The organism is Bradyrhizobium tropiciagri, assembly GCF_018130545.1.
Lineage (GTDB): Bacteria > Pseudomonadota > Alphaproteobacteria > Rhizobiales > Xanthobacteraceae > Bradyrhizobium > Bradyrhizobium tropiciagri_A.
Genome location: NZ_JAFCKF010000005.1, coordinates 499,388 through 521,826 on the forward strand (window position 1 = coordinate 499,388; position 22,439 = coordinate 521,826).

A 22,439-nucleotide genomic window follows, 5' to 3' on the forward strand; every position below is an offset into this window, starting at 1 on the left:
TCGGGAGAGACCGCCTTGGATTTCAATCTGCCGGCTGACCTGACAGCCTATCTCGCCGAGCTCGATCAATTTATCGAACGCGAGATCAAGCCGCTGGAAGCGGCTGACGACAACATCCGCTTCTTCGATCACCGCCGCGAATGGGCGCGTACCGATTTCGACAAGGGCGGCCTGCCGCGGCACGAGTGGGAGCTCTTGCTGCGCAAGGCCAAGAACCTGGCCGACGCTGCCGGCCATCTGCGTTTCGCGATCCCGAAGCGCTACGGCGGCAAGGACGGCTCCAACCTCTGGATGGCCGTGATCCGCGAGCATTTTGCCTCGAAAGGTCTCGGCCTGCACAATGACCTGCAGAACGAGCATTCGATCGTCGGCAATCTGCCGATCGTGACCATGCTCGACCGCTATGGAACCGACGAGCAGAAGGCGATGATCGACGGCTCGATCACCGGCAAGTACCGCATCACGTTTGGTCTCACGGAGCCCGACCACGGCTCCGACGCCACGCATATGGAGACCAAAGCGGTTCAGGCCACGCGCGACAACGTCAAGGGCTGGATCATCAACGGCGAGAAGATGTGGACGACGGGCATGCATGTCGCCACGCACTGCGCGCTGTTTGCCCGCACGTCTGGCAATGACGGCGATGCCCGCGGCATCTCCTGCTTCCTGGTGCCGGCGAAATCGCCGGGCGTGAAGGTCGAGGAGTATATGTGGACCTTCAACATGCCGACCGATCACCCGCGGGTCAGCTTCACCGACGTGTTCGTGCCCGAGGATGCGCAGTTCGGCGAGGTCGGCCGCGGCCTGTCGCTGGCGCAATGCTTCGTGCATGAGAACCGCATCCGCCAGGCGGCGAGCTCGCTCGGCGCTGCGGTCTATTGCATCAACGAGAGCGTGAAGTATGCCCGCGAGCGCAAGCCGTTCGGCAAGGCACTGGCCGAGAACCAGGCGATCCAGTGGCCGCTGGTCGAGCTCGCGACCCAGGCCGAGATGCTCAGGCTGTTGATCCGCAAGACCGCCTGGGAGATGGACCAGCTGACCCAGGCGCAGGTCGAGCACACGCTGTCGGACCGGGTCTCGATGTGCAATTTCTGGGCAAACCGGCTGTGCTGCGAGGCCGCCGATCGCGCGATGCAGGTGCATGGCGGCATGGGCTATTCGCGCCACAAGCCGTTCGAGCACATCTATCGCCACCACCGCCGCTATCGCATCACCGAAGGCAGCGAGGAAATCCAGAAGCGCAAGGTGGCAGGCTTCCTGTTCGGCTACATGGGAGCGGGGAAGCATTGAGGTAAGGAGAGCGTAAAGGGATGAGAGGAGTCATCCTCTCAACCGTCGTCCCGGCGAAGGCCGGGACCCATAGCCACAGTCGATTGTTGGTTGAATCGGCTGTGGCCTCAGCGTTGCGCTGCAACGAATAGCAGTGGTTATGGGTCCCGGCCTTCGCCGGGACGACAAGCGGCCGCTAATTCACCTGCCGGTCCTTGCCCGCCCAGTACGGTTCACGCAGGCTCCGTCGCAGGATCTTGCCTGACGGGTTGCGTGGCAGTGCGGGAATGAAGTCGACCGATTTCGGCGTCTTGTAGCCCGCGATCCGCTCGCGGGTGAAGTTGATGATGTCGGTCGCGGTCGCGCTCTTGCCCGGCTTCATCACCACCACCGCCTTCACCGCCTCACCCCATTTGTCGTCGGGGATGCCGATCACGGCGGCTTCCGCCACATCAGGATGATCGCACAGCGCGCTCTCGACCTCAGCCGGATAGATGTTCTCGCCGCCGGAGATGATCATGTCCTTGATGCGGTCGTGGATGTAGAGATAGCCATCCTTGTCCATGTAGCCGGCATCGCCGGTGCGCAGCCAACCGTCGCCGTCGATGGTGCGCGCAGTGGCCTCGGGCAAATTCCAGTAGCCGGCCATGTTGGAGCCGGAGCGAGTGGCGATCTCGCCGACCTCGCCCGGCGGCAGCGGCTTGCCGTTCTCGTCGAGGATCGCGAGCTCAATGCCCGGCAGTGCCTTGCCGGCCGAGCGCATCCGGTCGAGCCCTTCGATGTGATCCTCCGGCGGCAGGGCGACGATGGTGCCGGTGGTCTCGGTCATGCCGTACATCTGCACGAAGCCGCATTTGAAGACCTCGATGCACTCCTTCAGCAGCGCCGCCGGGATCGGCGAGGCGCCATAGAGCATGTATTTCAGGCGCGAAAAATCGACCTGCCGCGCGCGCGGCTGCCGCACCACGAACTGCATCGCCGCCGGCACCATGAACAGTTTGGTGATGCCGGACTGCTCGAAGAAGTCGAGCACCTTGGTCGGATCGAACTCGCGCGCGATTACACCGCGGGCGCCGTGATAGAGCCCCATCACGCCCCAGCCGGAGCCGCCGATGTGGAAGATCGGCATCGCCACCAGCGAGACGTCGTCGGTGGTCCACCGATTCCACTCCGGCTTCTCGGCCTCGTTGCCGCTCTGCACGAGGTTGAGGAAGTTGGCGTGCGACAGCATCGCGCCCTTCGGCTTGCCCGTCGTGCCCGAGGTGTAGAGCTGGATCGCGATGTCCTTCGGCTCGATCGCAACCCGGGGGTCGTCGCCGCTCTGCGCGTCGCGCCAGGCCACGAAGTCAGGCCATTCCGGCGCGCCGCCTTCGGTCGTGATGATGGTGCGGACGCTGGGCAGCTTGTCCTTGATGTTGCGCGCCTGGGTGATGAATTCGGGACCGACGAACAGCGCCGGCGCCTTGCAGTCGTCGACAATGAAGGCGACCTCTGGGCCGGCGAGACGCCAATTCACCGGCGCCATCACCACGCCGGCCTTCATCGCGCCCATCAACAGCTCGAAATAGAAATCGCTGTTCTTGCCGAGATAGGCGATCCGCTCGCCCTTCTTGATGCCCATCGCGATCAGCGCGTTGGCGACGCGGTTGGTCTTGACGTCGAACTCGGCGAAGGAGGTTTGCCGTCCTTCGAACTCATAGGCCAACGCAGCGCCGCGGCTCCTGGCGCGGTCGCGCACCATGTCGGCAAGGTTGTTCAGCTTCGGCGCATCGGACATGTTTCCCCCGTGATGTGTTGTTTTGTTTGCGCGGAGTGTGGCGGCATCGCGCGGGAAAAACAATACGGGGTGTTGGGTGCGATGCATCCACACGGTCGTCCCGGCCTTGAGCCGGGAACCCATAACCACGAATGCGCGTGAGGCGCGACGCTGGGGCCACAGCGTGCGCGAATAACAAACTGTGGTGGTTATGGGTCCCGGCTTTCGCCGTGACGACGGCTGAAATTTGAGGCGCGAGCGCGAGCCTTAGCCTCGCGCCGCGCGATCCTTCTCGTTCTGCGCCTTGATCGAGTCGCGCGCCTTGGTCCAGTCGTCGTCGCTCCAGTCGCGGAGCTGGTAGAAATTGCCGCCCATCGCGAGCGCCTGCGCGCCGTCCATCGCGATGGTCTCGCCGTTGATCCAGTCGCAGCCGCCGGAGATCAGGAACACCGCGAGGTTCTGCAACTCCTCCATGGTGCCGACGCGGCCCATCGGGTTCATCGCCTTGGTGCGCGCGCCGGCCTCGTCGCCGGGCTTGATGCGCTTGCTCATGCCCTCGGTCGGGATTTCACCGGGCGCGATGGTGTTGAGGCGGATGCCGTGACGGCCCCATTCGATCGCAAGCGACATGGTCATGGCGTGGATCGCCGACTTGCTCATCGCCGACGGCACCACATAGGGCGAGCCGTTGCGCACCCAGGTCACGGTGATCGACACCACGTTGCCGCGATGCCCGCCGGCGATCCAGCGCCGGCCCACCGCGTGCGTCACGTAGAAGGTGCCGTGCATCACGATGTTGGCGACCGCATCGAAGCCGCGGGGCGAGAGCTCTTCCGAGCGCGAGATGAAATTGCCGGCGGCGTTGTTGATCAGATCGGTGAGAGGACCGCTGGTGGTCCAGATCGCCTCGATCATCTCGTCGACCGCCATGGCGTTGCGGATATCGACGCCGTGGCTGACCACGCGCCCGCCATGCTCGGCCATCAGCTCGGTGGCGGTCTCGTCGCAAACGCTCTTGCGGCGGCCGCAGATATGGACCTCGGCCCCGAGTTGCAGGAACCGGCTGGCCATGGACTTGCCGAGGCCGGTGCCACCGCCGGTTACCAATATGCGCCGCCCGGCAAGAAGCTGATTGCTGAACATCGTTTCCTCCACGGGGGTTGTCAGTTAATTGGTCGATTGACTAAAAGCGGACAACGGCCTTTCTGTAAAGCGCCAACTCAGGGAACAAAGCGGAGGGAATGATGGAAGATCGCGTTTCGATATCGATTTCGGACGGTATCGCCGATGTCCGACTGGTGCGGGCGGACAAGATGAACGCGCTCGATGCCGCGATGTTCGAGGCATTGGTCGCCGCAACCGACCGGCTTTCCAAGGAAAAAGGCGTTCGGGTCGTGGTGCTGTCGGGCGAGGGCCGGGCCTTCTGCGCCGGGCTCGACATGGGCCGGTTTGCTGCCATGAAGGATGGCGGTAACGGAGTGCCGGGTGGTGCGAACCGTGATCTCACCGTCCGCACCCACGGCAAGGCCAATTTCCCGCAGCAGGCGGTCTGGGGCTGGCGGCAGCTTCCGGTGCCCGTGATCGCCGCGGTCCATGGCGTCGCCTTCGGCGGCGGCTTCCAGCTCGCGCTCGGCGCCGACATGCGCTTCCTGTCGCAGGACGCGCGGATGTCGATCATGGAGATCAAGTGGGGCCTCATCCCTGATATGGCGGGCACGCCGATCCTCGCGAGCCTCGTCCGCGACGACATCCTGCGCGAGCTCACCTACACCGGCCGGATCTTCTCGGCGCAGGAGGCCCAGAGCTACGGCCTCGCCACCCGCGTCTGCGACGACCCGCGTGCTGCCGCGCTGGAAGTCGCACGCGAGATCGCCGGCAAGAGCCCGGATGCGATCCGTGCCGCCAAGCGGATGCTGAACAATCTGTCGGTCGACCCGGCGGCGGCACTGCTCGCGGAATCCGTCGAGCAGCAGAAGCTGCTCGGCAGCCCGAACCAGACCGAATCCGTGCGTGCCAATCTGGAGAAGCGCGCGCCGAAGTTTGCGGATGCTTGATGATCTGCTGCCGTCATGGTCGGGCTTCCCTCGGCCATGACGGACACAACCAACGTTGATAACCGATAACGAAGAACAAGAACAAATGAGCGAAACGTCCCAACCCTTCCTCGGCATCGTCAGCGGCGGCCGCCGGCGCGATCACGCCGCGGTGGCCGAGCGCACCGAGCGGATCGCCTCTGGCCTCAACAAGCTCGGCGTCAAGCCGGGTGACAGCGTCTGCATGCTGATGCGCAACGACATCGCCTTCATCGAGGCGGCTTATGCGGCGATGCGGCTCGGCGCCTATGGTGTGCCGATCAACTGGCACTTCAAGCCGGAAGAGATCAACTACGTGCTGACGGATTCCGGCACGCGGGTCCTGATCGGCCATGCCGACATGCTGCATCCGCTGCGCGGCGCGATCCCGCCCGACGTCACCGTGATCAGCGTACCGACGCCGCCGGAAATCCTCGCCAACTACAAGATCAATCCCGATCATCTCGCGACGCCGGATTTCGCGATCGATTTCGAATCCTGGCTGGCGCAATTCCCGCGCTATGACGGCCCCGTGGTGCCGCAGCCGCAGAACATGATCTACACCTCGGGTACCACAGGCCATCCGAAGGGCGTGCGCCGCTTCGCGCCGACGCCGGAGCAGACCGCCAACGCGGAGGCGATGCGCGCGATGATCTATGGCCTGAAGCCCGGTGCGCGCGCGATCCTGCCGGGACCGCTCTATCATTCCGCCCCGAATTCCTTCGGGCTGCGCTCGGGCAAGCTCGGCGGCGCGCTGGTGCTGATGCCGCGCTTCGACGCGGAGGAATTTCTGGCGCTGATCGAGCGCGAGAGGATCGACACCATCTTCATGGTGCCGACGATGTTCATCCGCCTGATGAAGCTGCCGGAGGACGTGCGCAAGAAGTACGACATGTCGTCGCTGCGCCACATCATCCACGCGGCCGCACCGTGTCCGGCCGACGTCAAGCGTGCGATGATCGAATGGTGGGGGCCGGTGATCTACGAATTCTACGGCTCGACCGAGTCAGGCGCAGTGACGTTCGCGACGTCGGAGGATGCGCTGAAGAAGCCCGGTACGGTCGGCAAGATTTCGCCCGGTGCCGAGCTGCGTTTCATCGGCGACGACGGCCGCGAGGTGGCGCAGGGCCAGATCGGCGAGATCTATTCGCGGATCGCGGGTAATCCCGATTTCACCTATCACAACAAGTCGGAGAAGCGCGCCGAGATCGATCGGCAGGGATTCATCACCTCCGGTGATGTCGGCTATATCGATGCGGACGGCTATGTCTTCATCTGCGACCGCAAGCGCGACATGGTGATCTCAGGCGGCGTCAACATCTATCCGGCCGAGATCGAGGCGGTGCTGCATGCGGTGCCCGGCGTGCACGACTGCGCGGTGTTCGGCATCCCCGACGCCGAGTTCGGCGAGGCGCTGATGGCGGTGGTCGAGCCGCAGCCGGGCGTCACGCTCGACATCGCCGCCGTCCGCGCCCAGCTCAAGACCGCGCTCGCCGACTACAAGGTGCCCAAGCATATCGAGATCCAGACCAACCTGCCGCGCGAGGATTCCGGGAAGATCTTCAAGCGCCGGCTGCGCGACCCGTATTGGGAGCGGGCGGGGCGGAGGATTTGAGGTCATAAATTGGCTGTCGTCCCGGCGAAAGCCGGGACCCATAGCCTCCGCTCCAAATGGTTACGAAGGCTGGGCCCACAGCGAGGTATAGTAACAAGACCATGTGGTTATGGGTCCCTGCTTTCGCAGGGACGACGGCTGGGGGCGGCCGTGGTGCACCGCGCAAGTTCATCTTGCTCTGCGGCAAAAAAAGCGCACACTTGGGAGCGAGCCCGGCAGCCTCTGGAGTGTAGCCAGCCATGTCTCCCCAGACTTTGCCTTCCCAGACCATGCCTTCCGAGACCGAAATCCGTGCCAGGCGTGCTGAAGAAGCCAGCCTTCTGGAAGCAACTGCACAGGAGGAGGATACACGGCTCCGGAACGACATCCGCCTGCTCGGGCGCGTCCTTGGCGACACCGTACGCGACCAGGAAGGCGCTGACGTGTTCGACCTGGTCGAGCGCATCCGCCAGACCTCGGTCCGGTTCCATCGCGATGAGGACAAGCTGGCCCGGCGGGAGCTGGAAGGCATCCTTGACGGCATGTCGATCGCCGAGACGCTGCGCATCGTCCGCGCTTTCAGCTATTTCTCCCATCTCGCCAACATCGCCGAGGACCAGAACAACATCCGCCAGATGCGCAGCCGCGGCCCGGGCGGGGCGCCGCGGCCGAGCACGCTGGAGCAGACGCTGGTGCATGCCCGCCAGGCCGGCATCAGCCCGGCCGATCTGCGCAGCTTCTTCAAGAGCGCGCTGGTCAGCCCGGTGCTAACCGCGCATCCGACCGAGGTCCGCCGCAAGAGTACGATGGACCGCGAGATGGAGATCGCCGATCTGCTCGACCGCCGCGAGCGGCTGCAGATGACGCCGGACGAGAGCGAGGCCAGCGACGAGCAGCTTCGCCGTGCCGTCGTGACGCTGTGGCAGACCAATCTGCTGCGCCGGACCAAGCTGACCGTGCTCGACGAGGTCGCCAACGGCCTGTCGTTCTACGACTACACCTTCCTGCGGGAGGTACCGCGGCTGCATTGCGCGCTGGAGGACCGGCTGAACAAGGAGGGCGGCGAAGAGGGCGAGCTCGCCTCGTTCCTCAGGATGGGAAGCTGGATCGGCGGTGACCGCGACGGCAATCCGTTCGTCACCGCGGAGGTGATGCGCGGCACGCTGCGGCTGCAGTCGAGCCGGGTGCTCAGCTTCTATCTCGAGGAGCTGCACGCGCTCGGCGCCGAGCTGTCGCTGGCGGCGCACCTCGCCGACGTCTCGGACGAGCTGCGGATCCTTGCCGAGCGTTCGCCCGATACCTCGCCGCATCGGAGCGGCGAGCCCTATCGTCTGGCCGTATCCGGCATCTATGCGCGGCTCGCAGCCACTGCCATGCGGCTCGAGGTCGAGACCACGCGGCCGCCGGTCGGCAAGGCCGAGCCCTATGCGAGCGTGAAGGAGTTCCAGGCCGATCTCGACGTGCTCAACCGCTCGCTGATCGCAAACAATTCCGGCGTGATCGGGCGTGGCCGGCTGCGGCAGCTGCGGCGGGCGGTGGATTGCTTCGGCTTCCATCTGGCGAGGCTCGATATCCGCCAGAACTCCGCGGTGCACGAGCGCACCATCGCCGAGCTGCTCGACACCGCCAATCCCGGCATGTCCTATCTGGCGCTCGGCGAGGATGCGCGCGTCAGCCTGCTGCTCGGCGAGTTGCGCAGCACGCGACCGCTGGCCTCGCCGTTCGTCAAATATTCCGAGGAGACTCTTGGCGAACTCGCGGTGTTCCGGGCTGCGGCCGAGGCGCACGCCAGATTCGGCCCCGAGGTGATCTCCCAATGCATCATCTCGATGTGCAAGGGCATGTCCGACATGCTTGAGGTCGCGGTGCTGCTGAAGGAGGTTGGCCTCGTCAATCCGTCCGGCCGCAGCGCCGTCAACATCGTGCCGCTGTTCGAGACCATCGAGGACCTGCAGGCCTCCAGCGGCATCATGGACCGCATGCTGGTGCTGCACGACTATCGCAAGCTGGTCGACAGCCTCGGCAGCGTGCAGGAGGTGATGCTCGGCTATTCCGACAGCAACAAGGATGGCGGCTTCGTCACCTCGGGCTGGGAGCTCTACAAGGCCGAGATCGGTCTCGTCGAGGTATTCGAGCGCCATGGCGTGCGGCTGCGCCTGTTCCACGGCCGTGGCGGCTCGGTCGGACGCGGCGGCGGCCCGAGCTATGATGCGATCATCGCGCAGCCTGGCGGCGCGGTGAACGGCCAGATCCGCATCACCGAGCAGGGCGAGATCATCTCGTCGAAATATTCCAATGCCGAGGTCGGCCGCAGCAATCTGGAGATTCTCGCCGCGGCGACGCTCGAGACCAGCCTGTTGCAGCCGCGGCAGAGCGCGCCGCGCCCCGAATACCTCAAGGCGATGGAGGAAATCTCCGCGCTCGCCTTCAAGGCCTATCGTGGGCTCGTCTATGAGACCGAAGGCTTCGCCGATTATTTCTGGGGCTCGACCGTCATCAACGAGATCGCGACGCTGAACATCGGCAGCCGTCCGGCCTCGCGCAAGAAGACCCGCGAGATCGAGGATTTGCGCGCGATTCCCTGGGTGTTCTCCTGGGCGCAATGCCGGCTGATGCTGCCGGGCTGGTACGGTTTTGGCGCGGCCGTCGAGACCTGGATCGCGGAGCATCCGGAGCAGGGCATGCCGTTCCTGCAGGAGCTCTACCGGGAATGGCCGTTCTTCCGCACGTTATTGTCCAACATGGACATGGTGCTGGCAAAGAGCTCGATCGCGATCGCCTCGCGCTATGCCGAGCTGGTGCCTGACGTCGCGCTGCGCGAAAAGATCTTCGGCCAGATCCGCCGCGAATGGCATCTGTCGATCGAGACGCTGCTCGACATCATGGGCCACGATCGGCTGCTGCAGGGCAACCCGCTGCTGGAGCGCGGCATCCGCAACCGCTTCCCCTATATGGATCCGCTCAATCACGTGCAGGTCGAGCTGTTGAAGGAGCATCGCGCGCAGAACCCGGACGAGCAGGTACTGCGCGGAATTCAGATCACGATCAACGGGATCTCGGCGGGATTGCGGAACAGCGGCTGATTGTCGTCCCGGCGAAAGCCGGGACCCATAACCACGACCAGTTGTCTTGTGGCATGCTGGAGCCACAGCTTGCGTCAACAATCAACAGCGGTGGTAATGGGTCCCGGCCTGCGCCGGGACGACGAGCGCTAGCAGTTGTGCGCGCCCCGCGTCTCCACATACACCGCATACAGCGACTGGCTAGCAGTCATGAACAGACGGTTGCGCTTCTTGCCGCCGAAGGTGAGGTTGGCGCAGGTCTCTGGCAGCAGGATCTGGCCGATCCGCTGGCCGTCGGGCGCGAACACCTGCACGCCGTCATAGCCCGGTCCGACCCAGCCGGCACCGACCCAGATGTTGCCGTCGATGTCGACGCGCATGCCGTCCGGGAAGCCCGACTTGCCGTCCAGCGTCATGTCGATCAGCGTGCGCGGGTTGGAGAGCTTGTCGCCGTTGAGGTCGTACTGCCAGACGATGTTCTTGGCGTTCGGATAATGCGTGATGCCGGTGTCGCAGACATAGACCTTCTTGTAATCGTGGCTGAAGGCGATGCCGTTCGGCTTGAACGGCTCGTCGCAGACCTTGGTGATCTGCCCGGTCGAGGCGTCAATGCGATAGACGGCCTCCTTCTGGTAGGGCTGGTTCGAACCGGTGTTGGCGCGCTGGCCCTCGTAGATCGAGACCGCGCCGTAGCCGGGATCGGTGAACCAGATCGACTTGTCGTTGGGATGCACGACCATGTCGTTCGGCCCGTTGAGCTGCTTGCCGTTGGCCTGCTCCGCCAATGACGTCACGGTTCCGTCGTGCTCGTAGCGCACCAGCCGGGTGCGTTCGGCGGTGATCTGCCGGCCCTCGAAATCGAAGGTCGAGCCGTTGGCCTCGTTCGACGGCTTGTGGAACTGCTCGGAGATGTGGCCGTCATCGTCGAGATAGCGCAACTGCCGATTGGCCGGGATGTCGCTCCACACCAGATACTGGCCTTGCGCATTCCAGGCCGGGCCTTCGGCCCACAGACAGCCGGTGTACAGCCGTTTGATCGCGGTGTTGCCGACCTTGGCCTTGAAACGCTTGTCGTCGATCACGACGATATCAGGATCGGGATAACGCTGCGGCTCCGCATTGGGGCCGAAGTCGCGCGCTGTCGCATCGGATGCGGCCATCGCGGTTGCAGCAAGCGCGGTTGCGCCGCGCAAGATCGTTCGACGGTCGAACGCCTTCGTTCCGTCGCCTTCGTGCTTCGCTGTGTTGTTTGGATTTGTCACGAAAGTCCTCCCAGGTTTCTTGTTATCGGGGAGGACGATCATACCCCCGCAATTCTGGCACAATGCGGGCACGTTATGAAGAAACAACCAAAGAGTGTGTCGCCTCCGCTGTTTCGCGGAGGCGACCATTTCATAAAAATGTCACGTCAGATCCGAAGATCAGATCAGGTTCAGATTGGATCCCAGATTCAGATTGGATCCCAGGTGAAGACGTCGGCCGAGCGGTCGAGCTTGGCGAACGATCCCTTCAGCGCCGGCATGCCGTGCTCGGCAATGGTCTCCGGCGTCCAGCCTTCGCCGCGATGCACCGAGCGCACCGGACGATGCTGGCCGAACAGGAAGATCTCGTTCATGCGCACGCCGAAGATCTGCCCGGTGACGTCCTTGGCGGCATCAGAGAGCAGATAGGCGCAGACCGGCGCGATCTTCTCCGGGCCCATCTGCTTGATCTTCTCGACGCGCGCCTTCTCGGCATCGGTCTCGGTCGGAATGGTGCCGATCATGCGGGTCCAGGCGAACGGCGACACGCAGTTCGAGCGCACGTTGAAGCGCCCCATGTCGAGTGCGATCGACTTCGATAGGCCGACGATGCCGAGCTTGGCGGCGGCGTAGTTGGCCTGGCCGTAATTGCCGATCAGGCCGGAGGTCGAGGTGAAGTGCACGAACGAGCCCGACTCCTGCTCGCGGTAGATCCGCGCGGCGGCGTGGCTGACATAGAACGAGCCCATCAGATGCACCTTGATGACGGCCTCGAAGGCTTCCACGCTCATCTTGTGGAAGATCATGTCGCGCAGGATGCCGGCATTGTTGACGACGCCGTCGAGCCGGCCGAAATGGTCGGTCGCGGTCTTCACGATCTTGCTCGCCGGAATGGCTTCCGCCACCGACTCGAAATTGGCGACCGCCTTGCCGCCGCGCTTCTTGATCTCCTCGACCACTTCCTCGGCGGGCGCGGCGCTCGAGCCGCCGCCGTCCGCTGCGCCGCCGGGATCATTGACCACGACCTTGGCGCCTTCCGCCGCGCAGAGTAGCGCGATCTCGCGGCCGATGCCGCGCCCCGCGCCGGTGACGATGATGACCTTGTCTTGCAGTGATTTTGCCATGTGGGTTCTCCTTGTTGCTGTGTGTCAGCAGGCCGATGCAGAGCTCCACTCGTCATGCGCGGGCTTGACCCGCGCATCCATCGCTCTTCAGAGGATGGATTGCCGGGTCAATCCCGGCAATGACAGATTGGGTGCTACGGTCGCGCCGGCCATTGCTACCGTTCGTTCGTAAAGATGATCGTGCCACTCGCTGCGAACATGCCGCCGACGCCGTGGCAGACCGAGATCTTCGCGTTCGGCACCTGCGCCGGCGCGATGCCGCGCATCTGCCGCACGCTCTCCTGCAACGCGTACATGCCGTACATCCCGGAGTGCATGTAGCTCAACCCGCCGCCATTGGTGTTGAGCGGCAGCTTGCCGCCGGGGCGGGTGTTGCCGTCGGCGATGAACTTGCCGGTTTCCTCGTGCGGCATGAAGCCGAGGTCGCCGAGGCCGTACAGCGGCAGGTGTGCAAAGGCGTCGTAGATCATCAGATGATCGACGTCCTTGTGGGTGATGCCGGCCTCCTTGAACGCCAAGGGGCCCGCCACCTTGAACGCGCGCGATGAGTCGAACGTCTTCATCTGGCTGACCATCGGCGTTTCCACGCTCTCGCCGGTGCCCAGGATATAGACCGGCTTCCTCGGGAAATCCTTGGCGCGGTCGGCTGACGTCAGGATCAGCGCGCCGCCGCCGTCGGTGACGAGGCAGCATTGCAGCAGCCGGAACGGGTAGGCGATCATCCGCGAGTTCAGCACGTCGGCGACCGTGATCGGATCCTTCATGGTCGCGCGCGGGTTCTTCGCCGCCCATTCGCGCTGCACGACGGCGACCATCGCCAGCTGCTCATGCGTGATGCCGTGGGTCTTCATGTAGCGCAGCACCGGAATCGGGAACATGCTCGGCGGCCCGTACACGCCAAACGGCGCCTCGAACTGGCCGTTGAGGCTGTCGGGTGCGGTGAAGCGCGGCTGCTTGCCGATCATCGACTTGCCGCTCTCGGCATGGGTGATCAGCACGGTCTTGCACAGCCCGGCCTCGATTGCCGCGGCGGCGTGGCGGACATGCAGCATGAAGGAGCAGCCGCCGACCGAGGTACCATCGACCCAGGTCGGCGTGATGCCGAGATAATGCGCCATCTGCTGCGGAGTCTCGACCGCGGTGGCGAAACCGTCGATGTCGGACAGCTTCAAGCCGGCGTCCGCGATCGCATTCAGCGCCGCGTCCGCGTGCAGCTGGATCTGCGACATGTTCGGGATGACGCCGAGTTCGGTGGTTTCGGCCGCACCGACGACGGCAACCTGATTCCTTCGCATTTGCGTTACCCCTTCGCCGGACGGAACAGGGGAAGGGTGATCTTGTCGTCGAGCGCCTCGAAGGCGACCTCGAGCGGCATGTCGAGCTCGAGCGCTTCCGGCGTCTGCGGACAATCGATGATGTTGCTCATCATGCGCGGACCCTCGTCGAGTTCGACCACGGCGATCGCGTAGGGCGGCGTGAAGCCGGGAGCGGCGGGACGGTGGTTGATGACGTAGCTGTAGAGCTTGCCCTTGCCGCTGGCCTTGAACACGGAGACCTTGCGCGAGGCGCAGGAGGGGCAAAACGGCCGCGGCGGAAAATAGATATTGGCACAGGCGTCGCAACGCTGCAGGCGCAGCTCGCCGGCCTTGGTGCCGTCCCAGAAATGCTGGGTCTCAGGTGTCGGTTTTGGTTTCGCGCGCGCGGGCTCGGCCATGGCTGATGTTTCCTCCCGAAATCGTTACGGTCTTGATGCGCCATCGGACCGAGGCCCGTCAACGGCCCATCCGTGCCCCGCGCAGCGGCCTGTGTCCTGCGCATGCCGCATATTCCGCCCCTCGCACAATTGCTAAGGCCGGCGTGCTTGTGCCTCTCCGATCCGGCGCGTAGAAGGGCCGCGTCGAAGCTACGTTCAAGACATATCCAAGACACGTCCAAAAGAGCCCGGGAGGAATAATATCATGCTGAGGATCATCGGCGCGGCACTCGCTGCCAGCCTCGCATTTGCCACGCAGGCGATGGCCGCCGACGCACCGTCGGAGATCAAGATCGGCACGCTCTACGCGTCCTCGGGGCGTTACGCCTCGATCTCGATGCCGGTCTACAGCTCGCTGAAATTGTGGGTCGAGCAGAAGAACGCCGAGGGCGGCGTGTTCGTCAAGGCGTTCGACAAGAAGATCCCGATCAAGCTCGTCTCCTATGACGACCAGAGCAACACCGCGACCGCCGCGACGCTTTATAACCAGCTCGTCACCCAGGATAAGGTCGACCTGCTGGTCGCCGATTCCGGATCGGTGCTGACGGCCCCCGCGGTGGCGATCGCGCGCGACCACAAGATGTTCCTGTTCGACCAGACCGGCACCGGCGCGAGCTTCTTCTCCAAGGACAATCCCTACATCGCGCTGATGGCCGACCCGGTGTCGACGGTCTGGCCGAAGCCGATCGCCGACTTCATCAGCCATGACGGCCCGGGCCTCGGCATCAAGAAGATCGCGATCCTGTACGCGACCAACGAGTTCACCGGTACCCAGGCCAACGCGTTCCGCAAGTTCGTCAAGGAGTCCGGGGCACCGATCGAGATCGTCTACGACCAGGGCGTTCCGACCGAGACCACCAACTACAACGTCATCATCAACAACATCAGTAACGCCAATCCCGACGCGGTGATCCATTTCGGCTACGCTCCGAACGACATCGCCTTCCTGCGCAACGTCCAGGACGTCGGCACCAAGTTCAAGATGCTGTTCGCGATCTATGCCGGTCTCGAGACCGAGCTGCTCGAGAAGAACGTCGGCGCCAAGGGGCTGGAGCACATCTGGACCTATGTGCCGCCGTCCGAATTGGATTATCCCGTCAATTTCGGGATGAACATGAAGGATTTCCGCGCCGCCTGGACCAAGAAGTACAACGACGGCAAGATGGAGTTCGGCTTCAACGCGGTGGCCGGCTACACCACCGCGCTGGTGCTCGAAAAGACGCTGTCGGTTGCGACCAGCCTCGACCAGATGGAGCTGCGCCGCGCGGTGTTCTCGCTCAGCGGCCAGCTCAAGACGCTGGACGGCACCTTCGCGCTGGACGAGACCGGCGGGCAGATCGGCGAATTGACGCCGCTCGGCCAGCTCACGGTCGACGAGCACGATCACATCAAGTTCGTCTCGATCTATCCGCACGAGACCGCCACCGGCAAGCCGATCTATCCGGCGCCGTGATGCAGTTCGGTACGGCAGGCGTAACCTTCGGCGGCGAGCGATAGCATGACCTATGCGCTCGTTGCCGGCGTGCTGTTCGGGCTGTATTTCAGCCTGGTCGGCATCGGCCTCAATCTCGTGTTCGGCGTCATGCGCATCGTCAACCTTGCGCATGGCGATATCCTGATGCTGGGCGCCTTCATCGCGCTCGGCGTGGTCGGCATCGCCAACATCGACCCGCTGTTCGCGATACCGCTGGCCTTCATGGTCTTCGTACTGGCGGGCGTGCTGCTCTACTGGGTGCTGGTGCCGCGTCTGCAGGGCTCGGCCAATCCGGAAATGCTGTCGATCATCCTGTTCTTCGGCCTGTCGCAGGTGATCGAAGCCGTCACCACGATCTTCGCCGGCACCAGCGAGCGCTCGATCCAGAGCCGGTTGCTCGGTACCGTGTTCACGACCATCAAGGTCAAATGGTTCGGCGGCAAGACCTCCGGCGCAGGACCGATCCAGATCTTCGGCCAGGGTTTTCCCGCGCCCTGGGTGATCGCGGCCATCACCAGCCTGATCGCGATCGGGCTCGTCTACCTCTATCTCTACCACACGCGGCTCGGCACCCTGACCCGCGCGGTGATGTCTCGCCGTGACGAGGCCTTGGCGACCGGCATCGATGTCGATCGCGTCTCGGCGGCGGCGTTCGGGATCGGGCTCGGCATCGCAGCGGTCGCCGGCGTGTTCGCGCCCTTCATGTTCGGCTCGGTGACGCCGGCGTTCGGTGCCGATGCGACGGTGACGTCGTTCGCGATCGTGGTGCTCGGCTCGCTCGGCAATCCCTTGGGCACCGCGCTCGGCGGTGTCGTCTATGGCCTCTGCTACATGCTGGTGCAGACCTATCTCAGTTCCTGGGCCGACTTGCTGCCCTATGTGTTGTTGATCGTGATCCTGTTGTTGCGCCCGAGCGGTCTGCTCGGAAGGCGGGTGCGCGTTGCATAACGCCTCGAAACACCTGCTGTTCATCCTGGCGCCGCTGGTGGCGGTGTTCGCACTGCTGCCCGGCGTCTATCAAAACCATCTGCTGCTGTTCAACTTCGTGATCTTCCTGATCCTCGCGCAAGGCGTGAACATCATCTATGGCTTCACCGGCTATCTGCCGTTCGGCTATGTCGGCTTCTTCGGGGCCGGAGCCTATGGCTTTGCCATCATGGTGATGCATCTGCAGACGCCGGCGCCGCTGGCCGTGCTGGTCGGCGGCGCCGTCGCGATTGCGCTCGGCCTGCTGCTGACGCCGCTGCTGCGGCTGTCGGGGGCGTACTTCGCGATCGCCAACCTCGCGGCCTCGCTCGCGGTGCTGCACTTCGTCGCCAATCCGGCGCTGGAGGGGATCACCAAGGGTCCCTATGGCGTCTCGCTCACCGGCACGTTCAACCCGACCCATGCCTATTACGCCGCCGTCGTCGTGATGGCGCTGACGGTCGGCGCGGTGGTTTATCTCAAGAACTCGTCGTTCGGGCTTGCGCTGCAAGCCGTGCGTGAGGATGCGGTGTCGGCCTCGATGGCCGGCGTCAACATCATCAAGATGCGGGTGATCGCCTGGCTCGCCTCGGCGCTGGTCGCCGGCCTCGCCGGCGGCATCTACGCCTGGTACGTCTCGGTGTTCTATCCGGACAACGTGTTCTCCGGCGAGTTCTCGATCTTCGCGATCGTGTTCGCGCTGTTCGGCGGGGTCGCCACCATCACCGGACCGATCGTCGGCGTGCTGATCCTCTACGGCATCTACAATCTGATCGGCTTCACCACACCGCAATATTTCCAGCTGATCTATGGGCTTTTGATCATGGGCCTGGTGCTGTTCCTGCCCGCAGGGCTGGTGTCGCTGGCAACGCGCAGGGGGTGGCATGTCCCCTGAGAAACCCCCGATCCTCAAGGTCTCGAAACTGGTGAAGCGCTTCGGCGGCTTCCACGCGCTCGACGGCCTGAGCTTCCACGTCGTGCCCGGCGAGATCCTTGGCCTCGTCGGTCCGAACGGCTCCGGCAAGACCACGGCGATCAACGTGATCTCCGGGCTTTATGCGCCCGATGGCGGCGAGGTGGTGTTCGACAATGTGTCCTCCGGCGGCGTCGCCTCGCACAAACTCGTCCATCGCGGCATCAACCGCACCTTCCAGGTGCCGAAGCCGTTTTTGTCGCTGACGGTGCGCGAGAACATCCAGGTGGCGCTGGCCTATGGCGGCGCGACTGGCACGCCGCCGTCGATCGCCGAGCTGCTCGACGAATACAGGCTGAAGGAAGTCGCCGACCGCCCGGCCGCCGATCTCAACAGCGCGCAGCAGAAGATGCTCGATCTGACCCGCGCGCTCGCGACGCGGCCGCGGCTGTTGCTGCTCGACGAGCTCGCCGCCGGTCTCAACCCGGCGGAGCTCGACTGGATCGCCGGCCGCATCAAGGCGCTGGCCGCGACCGGCATGGCGATCATCGTGGTCGAGCATCTGATGGGCTTCATCGAGCAGATCACCGACCGCGTCATCGTGCTCAATGCGGGCAAGGAGATCTTCGAGGGCACGCTCGCCACCGCGGTGCGAGAGCCGCAGGTGATCGAAGTGTTTTTGGGAGGCGAGCATGCCCACTGACGCAGTGCCGCTTCTGGACGCCACGGGCGTCGATGCCGGCTACGGCACCATGCAGGTTCTGTGGGGCGTCGATCTCGACGTCCGCCCCGGCGAGACCGTGCTGCTGCTCGGCGCCAATGGCGCGGGCAAGACCACGTTCCTGAAGTCGCTGGTCGGCCTGATCGAGGCCCGCAGCGGCCACATCAAGCTCGGCGGCGAGGACATCACCAAAATGCGGTCGTCGGATCGCATGAAGCGCGGCATGACCTACATGTCGGAGCTTGCGGTGTTTCCCGATTTGTCGATCGAGGAGAACATCCGGGTCGGCGCGCAGGCGCTGGGCCATGCCAATCCAGGCGCGCGGGTCGACGAGCTATATGGCCTGTTTCCGGTGCTGCGCGACAAGCGCCGCGACCCGGCCTCCAGCCTGTCCGGCGGCCAGCGCAAGATGCTCGGCATCGCCAAGGCGCTGTCGGCTGAGCCGAAGCTCCTGGTCATGGACGAGCCCTCGGCCGGGCTGTCGCCGCTGTTCGTCAAGGAGGTGCTGCGTGCCCTGTCGAGCCTGCAAGGCCGCGGGCTGGCGCTCCTGATCGCCGAGCAGAATATCGGTTTCCTCGAGATCGCCACCCGCGTCTTCGTGCTGGAAGGCGGGCGGATCCGCTTCTCCGGCTCGGTTGCCGAGATGAGCGGCAATGAAGAGCTGCATCGCGCTTATTTCGGGCTGAAGTGATAGTGATGCGAAGCTAGGGGCCGGCGCACTGGAAATCGGCCCCGGTTCGCGCGACAATCAGCTGCAAGCCATGAAGCGCACGCCGTGAAGTGCAAGCCGTGAAGTGAAAACCATGCCCGATCATCCGACACTCGCCTCCCTTGCCGCCGATCTCGCCAGCGGCAAGACCTCTGCCCGCAAGCTCGTCGAGCAGTGCATCGCCAGGATTGCCGATCCGGCAGGCGAGGGCCAGCGCACCTTCATTCATGTCGACCGTGATGCGGCGCTGGAAGCCGCCGATGCCATGGATCGGCTGCGCAAGGCCAACGCCGCGCCGTCGCCCTTTGCCGGCATTCCGGTTTCGATCAAGGACCTGTTCGACATCAAGGGGCAGGTGACGCGCGCAGGCTCCCGCGCGCTGGAGGATTCCGCGCCGGCGGATGCCGACGCGCCTGTCGTGGCGCGGCTCAAGCGCGCCGGCTTCATCGTGATCGGCCGCACCAACATGACCGAGTTTGCCTACTCCGGCATCGGCATCAATCCGCATTACGGCACGCCGAAGAGCGCCTGGAACCGGAGCGTCGGCCATGTGCCCGGCGGCTCGTCCTCGGGCGCGGCGGTCTCGATCGCCGACGGCATGGCGTTCGGCGCGCTCGGCACCGACACCGGCGGTTCCTGCCGGATCCCGGCAGCCTTCAACGGCATCGTCGGCTACAAGCCGACGCAGCGCCGGATTCCGCTCGATGGCGGCGTGCCGCTGTCGTTCACGCTGGACAGCTACGGCCCGCTGGCGAATTCGGTGGCCTGCTGTGCGGTGCTCGATGCGGTGCTGGCCGACGAGCCGGTGGCGCCGCTCACCCCGCGCCCGGTCAAGGGCATGCGGCTCGCGGTGCCGACCACGGTCGCACTCGATGATCTCGATGATGCCGTGGCAAAAACCTTCGAGCGTGCGCTCGCGTCGCTGTCGCGTGCCGGTGCTCTGATCGAGCGCATCGAGGTGCCTGAATTTCTCGATGTCGGCCTGATGAACGTCAAGGGCGGGTTCTCGGCGGCCGAGAGCTATGCCTGGCACCGGTTCCTGCTTGCCAGCAAGGGCGACATCTACGATCCCCGCGTCGCGGTGCGGATCCAGCGCGGCGAGGGCTTTCTGGCGGCAGACTATATCGACCTCATCAACGCGCGCCGCTCCTTCATTGCCCGCACCGAGGCGCGGATCGCGCCGTATGACGCGCTGGTGCTGCCGACCACCGCGAACCTGCCGCCGAGCATCGCGGCGCTTGCCGACGACAAGGCATTCGCCACCGAGAATTTGCGCGCGCTGCGCAACCCCTCGCTGATCAACGTGCTCGACGGCTGCTCGATCTCGCTGCCGGCGCATCGCGAGGGCGAGGCGCCGGTCGGCCTGATGCTCGCCGCCGCGGGCGGTTCGGATCGCCGCATCTTCGAGCTTGCGGCCGGAATGGAGACCGTGATCCGTGTTTGATCTCACCTTCAACATCGACGACAAGGGCGTCGCCACGCCGCTCACGCTTGAAATCAAGCAAGCCGTGATCGCCGGCTGGACCGGCCGGGACCCGGTGGCGCGCGACAAGCACATCGCCGAGCTCGAAGCACTCGGCATCGCGCGGCCCGCGACGACGCCGATCTATTACCGCTGCTCGGCCCGCCGGCTGACCTTTGCCGACACCATCGAGGTCTGCGGCGAGGATTCGAGCGGCGAGGTCGAGTTCGTGCTGATCGGCTGGCAGGGCCGCATCTTCGTCGGCTGCGGCTCGGACCATACCGATCGCAAGGTCGAGAGCTACAGCGTCACGGTGTCGAAGCAGATGTGCGACAAGCCGATGGCTTCCGAGCTCTGGGAGCTCGAGGACGTCATCGGTCACTGGGACCAGCTGGTGCTACGCTCCTGGGCGACGATTGGCGGTCAGCGCGTGCTCTACCAGGAAGGTACGCTCGATCACATGCTGCCGGTGAAGGACCTGATCGCCCGAGGCTTCGACAAGGGAGCGTTGCCCGACGGCTGCGCCATGTTCGGCGGCACCTTCGCCGCCAAGGGCGGCATCCGTCCCGCCAGCCGCTTCGAGTTCGAGCTGGAAGATCCGGTGAAGAAGCGGAAGATCAGCCACGGCTACGACGTGATCACGCTGCCGGTCAGGGGCTGACCCCGCCGCAAGTCGCGTCGGAAAGGTTAGCTAACACTCCTTGCACGCGTCGTCCCGGCGAAAGCCGGGACCCATAACCACAGGATATGGTGGTTTGGCACGCTGCGGCCCCAGCGATCTCAACGACTGGCAACGGTGGTTATGGGTCCCGGCTTTCGGCGGGACGACAGCGAGATTGGGGTGCGTTCAAGAGCATGTTCCCGCCGGAAATCGGGTGGCGCGAGTCGTGTTCATGGGCCAGATTCCACCCCATGACAGCAACAGCCAAAACCCTCACCCGCCCATCCACCGGCAGCCTCGCCCGCGTTGACGCGCTCGACTGGGGCCACATCACGACCGAGCTCGACGGGCAGGGCTGCGCCGTCCTCAGTGGCCTGCTCACCCCGGAGGAATGCGATGCCATCGCGGCGCTCTATCCCGACGACAACCGGTTCCGCAGCAAGGTCGTGATGGGCCGCCACGGTTTTGGCCGTGGCGAATACAAGTACTTCTCCTATCCACTGCCGGACCTGATCGCGGAGCTGCGGCCGGCGCTGTATGCGCGGCTGACCGCGACCGCGAATCGCTGGAACCAAACGATGGGGATCGAGATCAGCTATCCGCCGTCGCATGCAGCGTTCCTGAAACGCTGCCACGAGGCCGGGCAGACCCGGCCGACGCCGCTGCTGCTGCAATATGGCGAGGGCGATTACAATTGCCTGCATCAGGATCTCTATGGCGAGCACGTATTTCCGATCCAGGTCGCGATCCTGCTGTCGCAGCCGGGGCGCGATTTCACCGGCGGCGAGTTCGTGCTGACCGAACAGCGGCCGCGGATGCAGTCGCGGCCCGAGGTGGTGCCGCTCACCAAGGGCGATGCGGTGGCGTTTGCCGTGCATCACCGTCCGGTGCAGGGGACGCGGGGGCCGTATCGTGTCAATCTGCGCCACGGCGTAAGCCGGATTCGTTCCGGCCATCGCCACACCATCGGTGTGATCTTCCACGACGCAAAGTGAATGCGAGTGAAGCGTGGCGGCTGATCTGTTCGAGACAATTGGCGATGCAAGGCCGCCGCGCGAGACGATCGCTGATGGTGCGGTGCTGCTGCGCGGCTTTGTCCGACCGTTCGAGGCCGAGCTGATCCCGGCGCTGCGCGTCATCGTCAAGCAGGCGCCGTTCCGGCATCTGATCACGCCCGGCGGCCACCGCATGTCGGTTGCCATGACCAATTGCGGCAGCGTCGGCTGGGTCTCCGACGCGAGCGGCTATCGCTATGATCCGATCGATCCTGATAGCGGACAGCCCTGGCCCGAAATGCCGGACGTGTTGCGCAGGCTCGCAGCGGACGCCGCTGATGAAGTCGGCTTCAACGGCTTCGCGCCGCAAGCCTGCCTGATCAACCGCTACGTGCCCGGTGCAAAACTGTCGCTGCATCAGGACAAGGACGAACTCGATTACGGCGCACCGATCGTCTCGATCTCGCTCGGGCTGCCGGCGATCTTCCTGTTCGGCGGGCTGAAGCGCAGCGATACGCCGCGCCGCTACCGGCTCGAACATGGTGATGTTGCGGTGTGGGGCGGGCCGTCACGGTTATTTTATCACGGCGTGGCGCCGCTCGCCGACGGCGAGCACAGCGTGCTTGGCCGCCAGCGCATCAATTTGACCTTCCGCAAGGTCCGCTGA

The 22,439-nt window shown here is 64.6% G+C and carries 19 protein-coding genes; 13 read left to right on the forward strand and 6 right to left on the reverse strand.

The window, feature by feature from the left end:
- The first annotated feature begins 15 nt into the window (after positions 1 to 15).
- Positions 16 to 1,290 carry an acyl-CoA dehydrogenase family protein gene (locus tag JQ616_RS23920; RefSeq protein WP_212018634.1) on the forward strand — a complete coding sequence of 425 codons (1,275 nt, stop codon included), beginning with the start codon at positions 16 to 18 and terminating at the stop codon, positions 1,288 to 1,290.
- A gap of 175 nt (positions 1,291 to 1,465) precedes the next feature.
- On the opposite strand, the gene JQ616_RS23925 is transcribed toward JQ616_RS23920, so the two are convergent.
- On the reverse strand, positions 1,466 to 3,046 hold the full coding sequence (locus tag JQ616_RS23925) for a fatty acid--CoA ligase (RefSeq protein ID WP_212018636.1): 1,581 nt from the start codon (positions 3,044 to 3,046) through the stop codon (positions 1,466 to 1,468).
- 246 nt (positions 3,047 to 3,292) lie between these two features.
- Positions 3,293 to 4,168: an SDR family oxidoreductase gene (locus tag JQ616_RS23930; protein WP_212018638.1), complete on the reverse strand. Its 876-nt coding sequence runs from the start codon at positions 4,166 to 4,168 to the stop codon at positions 3,293 to 3,295.
- A gap of 101 nt (positions 4,169 to 4,269) precedes the next feature.
- On the opposite strand from JQ616_RS23930, the gene JQ616_RS23935 reads away from it, so the two are divergent.
- The 3 genes from JQ616_RS23935 to ppc all read left to right on the forward strand — a co-directional run bounded on the left by JQ616_RS23935 (position 4,270) and on the right by ppc (position 9,774).
- Positions 4,270 to 5,079, forward strand: coding sequence for a crotonase/enoyl-CoA hydratase family protein (locus JQ616_RS23935; protein WP_212018640.1), 810 nt, complete (start codon positions 4,270 to 4,272; stop codon positions 5,077 to 5,079).
- Between the two features lie 85 nt (positions 5,080 to 5,164).
- Positions 5,165 to 6,712, forward strand: coding sequence for an acyl-CoA synthetase (locus tag JQ616_RS23940; protein ID WP_212018642.1), 1,548 nt, complete (start codon positions 5,165 to 5,167; stop codon positions 6,710 to 6,712).
- 239 nt (positions 6,713 to 6,951) lie between these two features.
- Complete coding sequence (ppc, locus tag JQ616_RS23945; RefSeq protein ID WP_212018644.1) at positions 6,952 to 9,774, forward strand: phosphoenolpyruvate carboxylase; 2,823 nt, start codon at positions 6,952 to 6,954, stop codon at positions 9,772 to 9,774.
- 128 nt (positions 9,775 to 9,902) lie between these two features.
- Here the strand turns inward: ppc and JQ616_RS23950 are convergent, their stop codons facing one another.
- The 4 genes from JQ616_RS23950 to JQ616_RS23965 form a co-directional block, all read right to left on the reverse strand.
- Positions 9,903 to 11,015, reverse strand: a complete 1,113-nt coding sequence (locus JQ616_RS23950) for an SMP-30/gluconolactonase/LRE family protein (RefSeq protein WP_212018646.1) — start codon at positions 11,013 to 11,015, stop codon at positions 9,903 to 9,905.
- A 188-nt stretch (positions 11,016 to 11,203) separates the two neighbouring features.
- Positions 11,204 to 12,118 carry an SDR family oxidoreductase gene (locus JQ616_RS23955; RefSeq protein WP_212018647.1) on the reverse strand — a complete coding sequence of 305 codons (915 nt, stop codon included), beginning with the start codon at positions 12,116 to 12,118 and terminating at the stop codon, positions 11,204 to 11,206.
- 155 nt (positions 12,119 to 12,273) lie between these two features.
- Entirely contained in the window at positions 12,274 to 13,413 is a 1,140-nt protein-coding gene (locus tag JQ616_RS23960; RefSeq protein WP_212018649.1) for a thiolase C-terminal domain-containing protein, read from the reverse strand.
- A 5-nt stretch (positions 13,414 to 13,418) separates the two neighbouring features.
- Positions 13,419 to 13,832 carry a Zn-ribbon domain-containing OB-fold protein gene (locus JQ616_RS23965; RefSeq protein WP_212018651.1) on the reverse strand — a complete coding sequence of 138 codons (414 nt, stop codon included), beginning with the start codon at positions 13,830 to 13,832 and terminating at the stop codon, positions 13,419 to 13,421.
- A gap of 244 nt (positions 13,833 to 14,076) precedes the next feature.
- On the opposite strand from JQ616_RS23965, the gene JQ616_RS23970 reads away from it, so the two are divergent.
- The 9 genes from JQ616_RS23970 to alkB all read left to right on the forward strand — a co-directional run bounded on the left by JQ616_RS23970 (position 14,077) and on the right by alkB (position 22,439).
- Complete coding sequence (locus JQ616_RS23970) at positions 14,077 to 15,324, forward strand: amino acid ABC transporter substrate-binding protein (RefSeq protein WP_212018653.1); 1,248 nt, start codon at positions 14,077 to 14,079, stop codon at positions 15,322 to 15,324.
- A 45-nt stretch (positions 15,325 to 15,369) separates the two neighbouring features.
- Positions 15,370 to 16,293: a branched-chain amino acid ABC transporter permease gene (locus JQ616_RS23975; RefSeq protein WP_212018655.1), complete on the forward strand. Its 924-nt coding sequence runs from the start codon at positions 15,370 to 15,372 to the stop codon at positions 16,291 to 16,293.
- The gene (locus JQ616_RS23980) at positions 16,286 to 17,206 is read left to right on the forward strand and encodes a branched-chain amino acid ABC transporter permease (RefSeq protein WP_212018657.1); all 921 of its coding nucleotides are present in this window, start codon (positions 16,286 to 16,288) and stop codon (positions 17,204 to 17,206) included. The genes JQ616_RS23975 and JQ616_RS23980 overlap by 8 nt, the downstream gene beginning before the upstream one ends.
- Positions 17,196 to 17,927: an ABC transporter ATP-binding protein gene (locus JQ616_RS23985; protein WP_212018659.1), complete on the forward strand. Its 732-nt coding sequence runs from the start codon at positions 17,196 to 17,198 to the stop codon at positions 17,925 to 17,927. The genes JQ616_RS23980 and JQ616_RS23985 overlap by 11 nt, the downstream gene beginning before the upstream one ends.
- Entirely contained in the window at positions 17,917 to 18,636 is a 720-nt protein-coding gene (locus JQ616_RS23990; RefSeq protein ID WP_212018660.1) for an ABC transporter ATP-binding protein, read from the forward strand. The genes JQ616_RS23985 and JQ616_RS23990 overlap by 11 nt, the downstream gene beginning before the upstream one ends.
- A gap of 112 nt (positions 18,637 to 18,748) precedes the next feature.
- Positions 18,749 to 20,098, forward strand: a complete 1,350-nt coding sequence (locus tag JQ616_RS23995) for an amidase (protein WP_212018662.1) — start codon at positions 18,749 to 18,751, stop codon at positions 20,096 to 20,098.
- Complete coding sequence (locus JQ616_RS24000; protein WP_212018664.1) at positions 20,091 to 20,777, forward strand: DUF2848 domain-containing protein; 687 nt, start codon at positions 20,091 to 20,093, stop codon at positions 20,775 to 20,777. Before JQ616_RS23995 ends, JQ616_RS24000 begins: the two co-directional genes overlap by 8 nt.
- A gap of 251 nt (positions 20,778 to 21,028) precedes the next feature.
- Positions 21,029 to 21,772, forward strand: coding sequence for a 2OG-Fe(II) oxygenase (locus tag JQ616_RS24005; protein WP_212018666.1), 744 nt, complete (start codon positions 21,029 to 21,031; stop codon positions 21,770 to 21,772).
- A 13-nt stretch (positions 21,773 to 21,785) separates the two neighbouring features.
- Positions 21,786 to 22,439, forward strand: coding sequence for a DNA oxidative demethylase AlkB (gene alkB, locus JQ616_RS24010; RefSeq protein WP_212018668.1), 654 nt, complete (start codon positions 21,786 to 21,788; stop codon positions 22,437 to 22,439).

Bases quoted from the DNA above. Each gene is read 5' to 3' on its own strand.
- JQ616_RS23925 (WP_212018636.1), bottom strand. From the start codon at position 3,046: ATGTCCGATGCGCCGAAGCTGAACAACCTTGCCGACATGGTGCGCGAC.
- JQ616_RS23965 (WP_212018651.1), bottom strand. From the start codon at position 13,832: ATGGCCGAGCCCGCGCGCGCGAAACCAAAACCGACACCTGAGACCCAG.
- JQ616_RS23975 (WP_212018655.1), top strand. From the start codon at position 15,370: ATGACCTATGCGCTCGTTGCCGGCGTGCTGTTCGGGCTGTATTTCAGC.
- JQ616_RS23990 (WP_212018660.1), top strand. From the start codon at position 17,917: ATGCCCACTGACGCAGTGCCGCTTCTGGACGCCACGGGCGTCGATGCC.
- JQ616_RS23970 (WP_212018653.1), top strand. From the start codon at position 14,077: ATGCTGAGGATCATCGGCGCGGCACTCGCTGCCAGCCTCGCATTTGCC.
- JQ616_RS23985 (WP_212018659.1), top strand. From the start codon at position 17,196: ATGTCCCCTGAGAAACCCCCGATCCTCAAGGTCTCGAAACTGGTGAAG.
- JQ616_RS23960 (WP_212018649.1), bottom strand. From the start codon at position 13,413: ATGCGAAGGAATCAGGTTGCCGTCGTCGGTGCGGCCGAAACCACCGAA.
- JQ616_RS23935 (WP_212018640.1), top strand. From the start codon at position 4,270: ATGGAAGATCGCGTTTCGATATCGATTTCGGACGGTATCGCCGATGTC.
- JQ616_RS23955 (WP_212018647.1), bottom strand. From the start codon at position 12,118: ATGGCAAAATCACTGCAAGACAAGGTCATCATCGTCACCGGCGCGGGG.
- JQ616_RS24005 (WP_212018666.1), top strand. From the start codon at position 21,029: ATGACAGCAACAGCCAAAACCCTCACCCGCCCATCCACCGGCAGCCTC.
- JQ616_RS23930 (WP_212018638.1), bottom strand. From the start codon at position 4,168: ATGTTCAGCAATCAGCTTCTTGCCGGGCGGCGCATATTGGTAACCGGC.
- JQ616_RS23995 (WP_212018662.1), top strand. From the start codon at position 18,749: ATGCCCGATCATCCGACACTCGCCTCCCTTGCCGCCGATCTCGCCAGC.
- JQ616_RS23940 (WP_212018642.1), top strand. From the start codon at position 5,165: ATGAGCGAAACGTCCCAACCCTTCCTCGGCATCGTCAGCGGCGGCCGC.
- ppc (WP_212018644.1), top strand. From the start codon at position 6,952: ATGTCTCCCCAGACTTTGCCTTCCCAGACCATGCCTTCCGAGACCGAA.